Annotated in this window: 10 protein-coding genes; 3 read left to right on the top strand and 7 right to left on the bottom strand. The window is 61.3% G+C overall.

The features are described 5' to 3' along the window. Positions 1–2 precede the first annotated feature (2 nt). Genes ACW9IB_RS19070 through ACW9IB_RS19060 form a run of 3 tightly spaced genes read right to left on the bottom strand, consistent with a single transcriptional unit; the run spans position 3 to position 1,757 of the window. Positions 3–272 carry a phosphopantetheine-binding protein gene (locus ACW9IB_RS19070; RefSeq protein ID WP_457367476.1) on the bottom strand — a complete coding sequence of 90 codons (270 nt, stop codon included), beginning with the start codon at positions 270–272 and terminating at the stop codon, positions 3–5. Continuing rightward, the gene (locus tag ACW9IB_RS19065) at positions 250–1,062 is read right to left on the bottom strand and encodes a lysophospholipid acyltransferase family protein (RefSeq protein ID WP_457414901.1); all 813 of its coding nucleotides are present in this window, start codon (positions 1,060–1,062) and stop codon (positions 250–252) included. The genes ACW9IB_RS19070 and ACW9IB_RS19065 overlap by 23 nt, the downstream gene beginning before the upstream one ends. Next, positions 1,038–1,757, bottom strand: a complete 720-nt coding sequence (locus ACW9IB_RS19060) for a beta-ketoacyl synthase chain length factor (protein ID WP_457414899.1) — start codon at positions 1,755–1,757, stop codon at positions 1,038–1,040. Before ACW9IB_RS19060 ends, ACW9IB_RS19065 begins: the two co-directional genes overlap by 25 nt. Positions 1,758–2,105: 348 nt before the next feature. Here ACW9IB_RS19060 and ACW9IB_RS19055 point away from each other — a divergent pair, with 348 nt between their 5' ends. Then, on the top strand, positions 2,106–2,876 hold the full coding sequence (locus ACW9IB_RS19055; RefSeq protein ID WP_457367473.1) for a ParA family protein: 771 nt from the start codon (positions 2,106–2,108) through the stop codon (positions 2,874–2,876). 151 nt (positions 2,877–3,027) lie between these two features. On the opposite strand, the gene trxC is transcribed toward ACW9IB_RS19055, so the two are convergent. Then, complete coding sequence (gene trxC, locus ACW9IB_RS19050; RefSeq protein WP_286840553.1) at positions 3,028–3,462, bottom strand: thioredoxin TrxC; 435 nt, start codon at positions 3,460–3,462, stop codon at positions 3,028–3,030. A 238-nt stretch (positions 3,463–3,700) separates the two neighbouring features. Between trxC and ACW9IB_RS19045 the strand changes: the two genes are divergently transcribed. Both ACW9IB_RS19045 and ACW9IB_RS19040 read left to right on the top strand, forming a co-directional pair. Further along, entirely contained in the window at positions 3,701–3,997 is a 297-nt protein-coding gene (locus ACW9IB_RS19045; protein ID WP_457414898.1) for a type II toxin-antitoxin system HigB family toxin, read from the top strand. Continuing rightward, positions 3,994–4,395 (top strand): helix-turn-helix domain-containing protein, encoded by a 402-nt coding sequence (locus tag ACW9IB_RS19040; RefSeq protein WP_457414896.1) that lies wholly within the window; start codon positions 3,994–3,996, stop codon positions 4,393–4,395. Before ACW9IB_RS19045 ends, ACW9IB_RS19040 begins: the two co-directional genes overlap by 4 nt. Positions 4,396–4,401: 6 nt before the next feature. On the opposite strand, the gene selO is transcribed toward ACW9IB_RS19040, so the two are convergent. The 3 genes from selO to ACW9IB_RS19025 are packed head-to-tail and all read right to left on the bottom strand — an operon-like array spanning position 4,402 to position 11,048. Then, positions 4,402–5,865 (bottom strand): protein adenylyltransferase SelO, encoded by a 1,464-nt coding sequence (gene selO / locus ACW9IB_RS19035; RefSeq protein WP_457414894.1) that lies wholly within the window; start codon positions 5,863–5,865, stop codon positions 4,402–4,404. 48 nt (positions 5,866–5,913) lie between these two features. After that, on the bottom strand, positions 5,914–9,252 hold the full coding sequence (mscK, locus tag ACW9IB_RS19030; RefSeq protein ID WP_457414892.1) for a mechanosensitive channel MscK: 3,339 nt from the start codon (positions 9,250–9,252) through the stop codon (positions 5,914–5,916). 53 nt (positions 9,253–9,305) lie between these two features. Further along, positions 9,306–11,048, bottom strand: coding sequence for a potassium/proton antiporter (locus tag ACW9IB_RS19025; protein WP_457367469.1), 1,743 nt, complete (start codon positions 11,046–11,048; stop codon positions 9,306–9,308). Positions 11,049–11,221 lie beyond the last annotated feature (173 nt).

Raw genomic sequence — 11,221 nt, 5'->3', positions numbered from 1 at the left:
TCTCAAGCTGCCTGTCTGGCCGTGACGAACGCCGCGAGGCTGGCCACGTTGGTGAAGTGATTGCGGGTGTCCTTGGCGTCGGCGTCGATCTTGATGCCGTACTTTTTCTGGATGGCCAGGCCCAATTCCAGGGCGTCGACCGAGTCCAGGCCCAGGCCTTCGCCGAACAGGATCTGATCGCTGCCAATGTCGTCGACGCTGATGTCTTCCAGGCCCAGGGCCTCGATGATCAGGGCCTTTATATCGTGCTCAAGGCGGTGTTGGTCGCTCATCTTCGGCGAGCTCCTTAATGAAATAGTGATGCAGGTAATCGTTAAGCTTGCGTGACGCCTGGGGCGCGGGCCCGAGCGCACTGAACGCGTGTGGTTCTATATCGGCACCCACCCGCAAACTGAAGTGCACGCGGCATTTGGGGATGCGGTACCAGGGTTCGGCCTTGGTCAGGGTGGTGGGGCTGACCTTGATCACCACGGGGGTGATGATTGTCGCACCGCGCAGTGCGATGGCGGCGCCCCCGCGATGAAAGGCAGGCGCCGCGCCGGGTGTGGTGCGGGTGCCTTCGGGAAAGATGATCAGGGTCTGGCCGGCCAGCAGCGCATCGGCGGCGGCGTCCAGCATGTCGGCGCTGCCGTCGTTGCTGATATAGCCGGCATCCCGCACCGGGCCTCGCGTGCAGGGGTTTTGCCAGAGGCTCTTCTTGACCACGCAGTTGGCCTGGCGCACCAGGCCGATCAGAAACACCACGTCGATCAGCGACGGGTGGTTGGCAACGATCATCTGGCCGGGGCGCCCCAGTTTCTCGGCACCTTCGACGCTGTAGGTGAGCACGCCGGCACGCTGCATCAACCGGATGAAGAACCAGAACAGCTTGCTGACGGTATGGCGGGCACGGCGCCGATGTTTTTCCACACCGCCCGGCAGGCAACTGAGCAGCGGAAACACCAGCAGACGCAGGCACAGCCCGCCGACGCCAAACAGGAAGAAGCTGGCGGCGGTGGCGAACAGGCGCCAGTAATAGGCGTCCCGTGGTTTATCGGTCACGGCTTGCGTTGCCAGTTCCATACGCGGTTCTTCCAGGCATGTTGGCAGGCGACCTGTTCAGTGAGCAGGGTGCGCAGCAGGTCCAGGGCGTGTGGCCACTGGGTTTTCGTGGGTTGGACAGTGCCGGTGCGCAGTTCCAGCTGCCACTCGTCGCCCGGGGTCAGCAGCAGGCCGAGGGCATAGGGGAAAGGCACATCGCTGATCCAGCGGCTGTAGGCTGCAGGCGGTTGTTCTTCGGTGATCACCAGCAATACCGCCGGGGCGCCTTCGTCGAGCAGCGCGGCAGCTTCGAGCATGCCGTGCTCCAGACCGTCTCCAGCGGCGGCGAGGGCGGTCATTTCGCTGGTTTCATTGCGCAGGATCGACCACAGCCCAATCACGGCGTTGTGTACCGACAGGCTGAATTGGGTCGGCGACAGCGGCTGGTCATTGGCCAGGTCGCTGAGGATGTCGAGGGTACGCGGGGTTTCGCCGTGCCGGGAGATGAACACCAGCGGCAGATTCTGCAGGCCCTCGGCCAATGGCCAGCCGACGCTGAACGCCATGCGTGCCAGGCGGCTCAGGCGGCGGCGCTGCATGGCCGGCAGGAACGACACGTCGGGGGCCGAATCGCTTGCGGGCAGCAACACCGGGTCGCGGCACCAGGCGTGCCAGTCGTCCGCGCTGTCCAGGCCAGGCGCCCATGCGCGCCATTGGGCGATGTTGAAAGTGATCACTGAGAAGTTATCCCGCCCCTGCGGGCTTCCATGTGCGGCCGTTGGCCCGGTTTACCGGGACAGAGAGCAAGAGCCGAGTGGCGCGCATTATCCCGGTGCTGCGGGGTTCTAGCAAACTTTGGTAAAGAATTGTTCACGGATGATTACAAATTGGTTGGAAAGAATTACAGATTGTCCTTTACCTGACCGCTGACTGTATTGTCGGCCCCTTCCTCTTCAGATGTCGGTTGCGTATGAGAGTCGGGTCGCCCACTGCCGTTGATGCAGGCGTGCATGGATGAACGAGGTAGCTAACAGGCGCTTTTGCCCTCTACACTCGGACATTCATTGATACACGGAGGTTTTTCCATGCGGCGTGTGGTGTTCAATCAGAAAGGCGGTGTTGGCAAGTCCAGCATTGCCTGCAACCTGGCGGCGGTCAGCGCCAGCGAAGGCTATCGAACCCTGTTGGTGGACCTCGATGCACAAGCCAACTCAACCCAGTACCTCACCGGATTGACCGGTGACGATATCCCCATGGGGATCGCGGATTTTTTCAAGCAAACCCTGTCTTCCGGGCCGTTTTCCAAGAAGAACAAGGTGGATATCTACGAAACACCGTTCGACAACCTGCACGTCATTACCGCGACCCCGGAGTTGGCCGACCTGCAACCCAAGCTCGAGGCCAAGCACAAGATCAACAAGCTGAGAAAGCTGCTGGATGATCTGAGTGAGGATTACGATCGGATTTACCTGGATACGCCGCCAGCGTTGAATTTTTATGCGGTTTCGGCGCTGATTGCTGCTGATCGCGTGCTGATTCCCTTCGATTGTGACAGTTTCTCGCGCCAGGCGCTGTATGGCCTGCTGGCGGAAATCGAAGAGTTGAAAGAAGACCACAACGAAGGACTCGAAGTGGAAGGCATCGTGGTCAACCAGTTCCAGGCCCGGGCGAGCCTGCCCCAGCAGATGCTTGATGAGCTGATTGCAGAAGGGTTGCCGGTACTGCCGGTGTACCTGGCCAGTTCCGTGCGTATGCGTGAGTCGCACCAGGAGAGCAGGCCGCTGATCCACCTCGACCCACGGCACAAGCTGACGCAGCAGTTTGTGGAGTTGCATAACCTGCTGGAAAACGCGTGATCTGACAGGCAGCGCGGACCTGAGTTTGAAATGCGATCAGTGGGGGAGCTGGCTTGTCGAATCTTCGCACCGCTGCGATGGCATCGCCTCGGTGTATCAGGCAGACCGGGTCCCTGCATCGCAGGCAAGCCAGCTCCCACATTTGACCGAGTTACACACCCTGGCTGCCCAGCCACGCCATCAACTGCGGTAACGGAAACGCCCCGCTCTGGCGCGCCACTTCGCGGCCGTTCTTGAACAGAATCAAACTGGGAATCGAGCGAATCCCCAACTGCGCCGACAACTGTTGATTGGCCTCGCTGTCCAGCTTGGCCAGCCGGCACTTGCCTTCCAACTGCCCGGCCGCCTGCTCGAACACTGGCGCAAACGATTTGCATGGCCCACACCAGTCGGCCCATACATCCACCAGCAACGGCAAATCGCCCTTGATCTGGCTGGCATAGTCGCCTTGCTTCAGCTCAAACGGCTTGTTCAGCAACACGGGCTGCTTGCAGCGCCCGCATTTGGGCGCATCGCCCAGGCGTTCGCCGGGGATGCGGTTGAGGCCGTTGCAATGTGGGCAGGGGATGACAAGTGGGTCGGACATGGTGAGGCTCCTTGGATGTGGCCAATGGACTTTATTTGGAGTCGGGTCTTGGGTTTATCAAGGCGGGAAGGGGAGGACTCATCCACTCACAATGTCGCCCGTGCTGATGCGCGGTCGCCTATCTAGGCTGTTAGCGCTTGTTCTGTTTTGGCTCCATTGGTCTGTTTATGGCTATAGCAAATTGCGATATTCAAGCGACGGGTCTAGCCTTCATAGCAAGATGCGATAAGGATGTTGCATGCGAGTGATCAGTGAGAAAAGGATCTGGGAGGCAAAGGAAAAGTGGCCGCGGTCAGCAACGGCATTGGATCAGTGGTATCGGATAATGAAGCGAAATTTCCCCAAGGATTTCGCAGCGATGAAAGCCATGTTTCCCGCCACGGATAAGGTTGGGGAATTTCACGTATTCGATATTGGAGGGAACAAGCTGAGGTTGATTGCGGGTGTGGAGTATCGGGCGCAGCGCGTTTACATCAAGCATCTGCTTGATCATCGCGATTATGAGAAAGACAAATGGAAGGAAAAAAACAGATGAGCGCGCTTATGCGAGTAGCGGCCGAACATTGGCAATTCGTTTCGCCAGTGATGCGCAAACCAGAGAACGAAGCAGACTACGATGCGCTGGTATGTGGTTTGGATGAGTTGCTGACCCTGATCGGTGAAAATGAAGACAGCCCGTTGATGAGTCTGGTGGATATCCTCAGTGACTGGATCGAAGCCTACGATCATGAGCACCGCCCCATGCCCGTCGCCAGTGGTGCTGAAGTATTGCGGTACATGATGCGTGAACACAATCTTACTCAGAGCGACCTGCCGGGGGTGGGCGCCCAGTCGGTGGTCTCTGAGGTGTTAAGCGGTAAACGCCAGCTCAACATACGTCAAATTCGTTGGCTGGCCGAGCGATTCAGTGTTTCAGTAGAAACCTTCATCTAAAGGTTTTTATGAGGAGCAACTAATCTCCAAATGCTTGCCCCAATCCGGCGGCCTCTGCGCGTATTGCTCCATCCCCGTCTGTTCCTCAAACGGCTTGGAAAGCACTTCATGCAGGCGTCTTACTTCGCTGTAATCCCCAGACTCGGCAGCAGCGATGGCGTTTTGCGCCAGGTAGTTGCGCAGGATATAGAGCGGGTTCACCCCATGCATCCGCGCCCGGCGTTGCGCTTGGCTGTCGTCCCCGTCCCGTGCAACACGCGCCTTGTACCGCTCGGCCCAGGCATCGAACCCGGCCAGGTCGACAAAGTCATCACGTAAGCGCGCCAGGGCCAACGCCGCCGATTCATCTCCCAGGCGCCGGAAGAACAGGGTGTAATCCACGCCGCTGTTCTGCATCAGTTTCAACAGTTGCTCGACCAACTGTTGGTCAGCGTCTTCGGCGGTGGTGAGCCCCAGGCGGCGGCGCATCAGGTCCAGATAGTTGGCCTGGTACAGCGGCAGGTAGAGCCCAAGCGCTTCTTTCAAGGCATCGACGCTGATGAACGGCGTCAATGCTTGTGCCAGTGCGCTGAGGTTCCACTGCCCGATCGGCACCTGATTGCTGAAGGAATAGCGCCCTTCGTGATCCGAATGGTTGCAGATGAAGTGCGCGTCAAAATCATCCAGGAACGCGAACGGCCCGAAGTCGAAGGTGATCCCCAGGATCGACATGTTGTCGGTGTTCATCACGCCGTGGCAGAAGCCATAAGCCTGCCATTTGGCGATCAGTTCGGCATTGCGCTCGACGATTTCGCGGAACATCGCCAGGTACGGCTCAGGCTGTTCGCGGCACTCGGGGTAGTGCAGGTTCAGTACGTGTTCGGCCAGTTGCGCTTGCTGTTCGGATTTCTGGGTGTAGTAGAAATATTCGAAGTGGCCGAAGCGGATATGACTGGGCGCCATGCGCAATACCATCGCGCCGCGTTCCTGTTTCTCGCGCCACACCGGGGTGTCGGAGCCGATTACGCACAGCGCGCGGCTGCTGGGGATGCCCAGCGCATGCAGCGCCTCGGAGGCCAGAAACTCGCGGATCGACGAGCGCAGCACCGCGCGACCATCGCCCATGCGCGAGTAAGGCGTCATGCCGGCACCTTTGAGGTGCAAGTCCCAGTGCTCGCCGGCCGCGTTGTACACCTCACCCAACAGCAACCCGCGACCATCACCCAGTTGCGGGGTGTAGCCGCCGAACTGATGCCCTGAATACACCATCGCCCGGGGTTCCGCCTCGGCCCACAGTTTGTGGCCGCCAAACAGTTCGGCAAATACCGGGGTTTCGGCCACGGCGGGGTCAAGGTCGAGCAAGGCCATGGCGGCATCACTCGCCACGACCAGGCGGGGGTTGTCGAGGGGTTCAGGCAATACGTGGGTCGAAAACGCGTCGCCCAGGCGTGCGAAGCGGTTGTCGAAGGTGAGTTCGTCGAGGGCTTTCACCGGCCATCTCCAGCAGAATGTCCGAGCATTCTGCTGGGGATAGCGCGGTTAGTCGAGCTTGGTGGGCGGTGGTTCCTGCACGCCGCCATCGTTGGCGGGCTTGGTCGGTGCGTCGACTTCCACCAGTTTGTATTCCTGGCCATGGAGGTTCTTGAGGTAGACCTCCATCTGGCGGAAAGAGATGTTGATGTGTTCTTTCTTGAACTCGCGGTTGATAAAGCGGTTCACCTCGTCGATGACCGGGTTGCGGTCGCCCAGGTCGCGCACGTGCATGCGCAGTTCGTGGTCGAGGGTGCTTTCGCCGAAGTTCAGGAAGTACACGTGGGGCTCCGGTTCCTTGAGCACCCGCGGGTTTTCACGGGCGGCCTTGAGCAGCAATTCCTTCACGCGGTCCAGGTCGGAGCCGTAGTCCACGCCGAGTTTGAGGGTGACGCGGGTGATGGTGTCGGTCAGCGACCAGTTGATCAATTGCCCGGTGATGAACGTCTTGTTCGGAACAATGATGTCCTTTCGGTCAAAGTCGGTGATCGTGGTGGCACGGATGCGGATCTTGCTCACCGTACCCGACAGGTTGCCGATGGTGATGGTGTCGCCGATGCGCACCGGGCGTTCGAACAGGATCATGATGCCGGAGATGAAGTTGGCGAAGATCTCCTGCATACCGAAACCCAGGCCCACCGACAGTGCCGCCACCAGCCATTGCAACTTGTCCCAGCTCACGCCGAGGGTCGACAGCGTCGACACGAAGCCCACGCCGGCGATCACGTAGGACAGCAGCGTGGTCGTCGCGTATGCACTGCCCTGGGCCAGGTCCAGCTTGGACAGCACCAGCACCTCCAGCAAACCGGGCAGGTTGCGCGCCAGGGCAAAGGTGATACCGATGATGATCAGCGCACCCAGCAAGTCGCCGATGCTGATCGGCACCATGCTGATATTGGCCCCGGTGCCGCTGGTGTATTCGTAGAGGGTGACGTTGTCCAGGTAGGAGAACACCGAGATCAGGTCTGCCCACACCCAATACAGCGCGGCGATAAAGCCGCCGAGCAGGGCCAGGCGGATCAGGCGCATGGATTGTTCGTTGACCTGTTCGATGTCCAGGGTTGGCTCTTCGATGACGGCTTCGCCTTCCCCGGCTTCCTTGGCAGCCTGGCGTTTGGCCAGGGCGCGGGCATAGGCCAGGCGTCGTGCGGCAACGCCCAGGCCGCGGACGAAGGTGGCTTCGATCACCAGCCAGAACATCAGCAGGTACAGGGTATTGATCAGCCGGTCGCTGAGCTTGAGCGCGGTGTAGTAGTAGCCGAAGCACACGGCCACGAACAGCGCGATGGGCAGGGCGGTAAACAGCAAGCCCACGGCCTTGCGGAACAGCGAGGCTTTTTCGTGGGTCGGGCTGTTCAGCAGCAAGCGGCCCAGCAGCCAGGCCATCAACGCGTAGCACAGCAACACCACGCCGATGCCCAGTACATCGTCGGCGAGCGCCGCCGGCTGGTGTTCGGCGATGGCCACCACGGCTACCAGGGCCAACACCACCAGGCCGAGTTTGCGCACCCAGCCCTGGAGGAATTCGACCTGGGGTTTTTCCCAACGGAAGTGCAGCTCGGCCACACCGCCCGGCGCGAGGATGCGGTAAGCGGTGTAGAACACCAGCCACGCCTGGGCGATCTGCAGCAGTGCGGCACCCAGGTTGGCGTTTTGCCCGCGGGCGTCGATCTGCAACGCGTAGCCGCACAACGCCAGGCCCAGGGCCACCGGCATCGCCAGCAGGATATTGATCAGGATGGCCTGGGGCGTGTGCCACTGGCTGTCACGCTTGAAGTGGCCGATATCCAGGTGGACCTTGCTCAAGCGCTGATACAGGTGCTTGCGCCGCCACAGCAGGGCGCCGATCAGCAGCAACAACGGCAGGAACAACAGCGGGCGCTGGGTCAGGCCGTCATACAGTTCGCTGACGCTGGAGGCCCAGGGCAGGGTGGCCACTTGCTTGCTCAGGTGCGACGGCACCGTTTCCAGCCATTCGGTGTCCAGCGGCTTGTTGCTGGGGATCCAGAACATCTGTTCGTCCAGCGTGGCGCGCAGGGTGGTGGCGGTGCTGAGCAGTTGTTTCTGGTTCAGTTGCAGCGTGATGGATTCATTGAGCAGTGCACTCAGTTCGCGGCTCAGGCGTTCGAGCAGATCGCTGCGGGTGATCGCCAGTTCCAGCAGGGTGCGCCGCAATTGCGGGGTGACGTCCTCCGGCGACTGATTCGCCAGCAGGTTATCCACATAGGTGCCGGGTGAGCTGATCAGTTCGCGTTGCTGGTTGACCTCGAACTGGTACAGGCGAATGTTGGCGATGTCGTCCGCCAGGTCGCGGTCCACCGTGAGGCGCGGCAGGGCCTGCTTCTGTTTGTAGAGGATCTTGGACAGCAGCAGGCTGCCCTTGAGCACGTTGATCTGTTCGTCCAGTGCCGAATCGCTCTGGGTCACGGTGTCCAGCTGCTGCTTGGTTTGCAGGTTCTTCTGGGTCAGCGCGTTGAGCCGGTCGGTGCTTTTGAGCAGGTAGTCGGACAGTTTCAGGTTGGCGGCGCTTTCGGTGGCGAGCAGGCTGCTGCCACCGGCCTTTTGGGCCTCGATGGACTGCTGGGTCACCGTCTCCTGGGATTGGGCCAGGCGTTTCTGGTTGATCAGGGTTTGCAGGTCCTGGATTTCCTGTTCCAGGCGCGCGGTTTTTTCCACCACCAGGTCGTGCTGGCTGTTGCCCAGGTCTTGCAACTGGCTGTTGCCGGCCAGTTCCTGGCGACGCAGGGGGATCAGTGCGTTCAGGGCCGCGAGTTCAGCGTTGAGCTGGTTGCGTTGGTCGCCGCTGAGGGCCTTGCCGTTGTCCTTGCCCAGCTTGAGGGTGGCGTTGATCTGCTGGATGCGTGTCTGGCTGCTGCTGATTTCGGTCTGGGCGCGCTCGGGGCGGGTCTGTGCCGCGATGGTCAGGCTGTTGGCATCGGCCAGGTCTTTTTGCAGATCACCTTGCTGGGTGCTGCGCTGGACCAGCAGTTGCTCAAGCTGCGGCACCGGCAAGGTGGCGTAGCGTTGGGCTACGGGAATGATTTTGGTCGCCTTGAGCCGGGTCAGCTCGCGCTGGTTGTCGCTGGTCTGGCGTGGTGCCTCTTCGAGCTGGCGCTTGAGGTCGATGAGCCGCTGGTCGTAATCCTGCTTGTTGCCCAGGTAAGTCAGGGTCTGTTGCAGGATGGTTTGCAGCGCCTTCATGTCGGCGTCGGGCAGCTTGCGGTCGGGCAGCTTGTCCAGGCTTTGCTGGATGGCGTCGGCGCTGGGCGGGTCGGCGGCGTACACGCTGCCGACACAGAGGGTCAGGCCCAGCAGGGCAGTGGCGAGAAAAGTGCGCAGGGTTGGCATAGAGACCGGTCGAGCAAGATGGAGAAAAAGGGAGCGTGCTGTCGCTCCGCAGTTTAGAGGAAGAGTCCGGGGCCCGGGCGACTTCCTTCGGGGAATCTGACGCCCACTTTGCCGATCTTGTTCCCGTCCATGACCGCGACCGTCCAGATGGTGTTGTTCCACTCCACCTGGTCGCCCACCACCGGTGCGCCGCCGACTTTCTGGGTAATGAAGCGGCTCAGCGGCATGTCCGGGTCGATGCCTTCCAGCTTCAGGCCGTACAGGGCGGACACCGCGCCCAGCTGGGCGTCGCCTTCCAATACGAAGTCGCCGAAGAAGCGCAGGTCGAGGCCGCGTTGCGGCGCCTGGCTGAACAGTTTGCCCAAGGCCGGCAGGTTGTGTTCATGGCCGATCACGCAGAGCAGATCGCCGACTTCCAGCACCGTACTACCCGACGGATGGAGCAGTTGCTGGCCACGGAACAGTGCGGCGATCCGCGTGCCTTCGGGCATTTTCAGCTCGCGCAGGGCGGCGCCGATGCACCATTTTTCTGCGCCGAGGCGATAGACGAACAACTCCCACTCGCTGGTGACGTGCACTTCCAGGGCGGCGCGGGAGATCGGCGCCGGGTCCGGCGGGACGGTGACTTTCAGCAGTTTGGCCACCCACGGCAGGCTCGTGCCCTGCACCAGCAGCGAGACCAGCACGATAAAGAACGCCAGGTTGAAGTACAGCTGCGCATGGGGCAGCCCGGCCATGAGCGGGAACACCGCGAGGATGATCGGTACCGCGCCGCGCAGGCCCACCCAGGCGATAAAGGCTTTTTCGCGACCGTGGAACGCCTTGAATGGCAGCAGGCCGACGATCACCGACAAAGGCCGCGCGAACAGGATCATCCACAACGCCAGGCCCAGGGCCGGCAACGCGATGGGCAGCAGGTCGTGGGGCGTGACCAGCAGGCCCAGCACCAGGAACATGCCGATCTGGGCCAGCCAGGCCATGCCGTCGAGCATATGCAGAATGCCATGACGGCTGCGCACCGGGCGGTTGCCGATCACCAGGCCGCACAGGTACACGGCCAGGAAGCCGCTGCCATGCAGGGCGTTGGTCAGGGCGAACACCACCAGGCCACCGGCGATCACCAGGATCGGGTACAGGCCGGTGGCCAGGTTGATGCGGTTGACCATTTGCAGCATGAGCCAGCCGCCGCCCAGGCCGACGACGCCGCCGATGCCGAATTCACGCACCAGATGCGTCAGCAGGCTCCAATGCAGGCCGGTCTGGCCACTGGCGAGCATGTCGATCAGGGTGACGGTGAGGAACACCGCCATCGGGTCGTTGCTGCCGGACTCGATTTCCAGGCTGGCGGTAACCCGTTCGTTCAGGCCTTTGCCGCCCAGTAGCGAGAACACCGCTGCGGCATCGGTGGAGCCGACGATGGCGCCGATCAGCAAGCCTTGAATGATATTGAGGTCGAACAGCCAGGCGGCGGCCATGCCGGTGAGGCCGGTGGTGATCAGCACCCCCACCGTGGCCAGCGACAGCGCCGGCCACAAGGCCACGCGGAAACTCGCCACCCGCGTGCGCAGGCCGCCGTCGAGCAGGATCACGGCCAGTGCCAGGTTACCCACCAGGTAGGCGGTCGGGTAGTTGTCGAAAATGATGCCGCCGCCGTCGACGCCGGCGACCATGCCCACGGCCAGGATGATCACCAGGATCGGAATCCCCAGGCGGGACGAAAGAGAACTGACCAGAATGCTCGCACCCACCAGCAACGCGCCGATCAAGAACAGGCTGTTGATGGTCGTCGCATTCAAAGGCAGTACTCCATGAGCAATAGGGACGGGACGCAAACTGACCATGCAGTCCGCGTGCCAGCGATTCTAACCTGTTGAATTGGCGCGCTGTCAAAAAGCTTTTAAGGGCATACATCGATCTAATGTGGGAGCTGGCTTGCCTGCGATAGCGGTGTGTCAGTCACTGGAGGAGT

It is taken from the genome of Pseudomonas sp. SDO524_S393, assembly GCF_054071875.1.
This window is presented reverse-complemented; position numbering and strand designations above follow the sequence as displayed.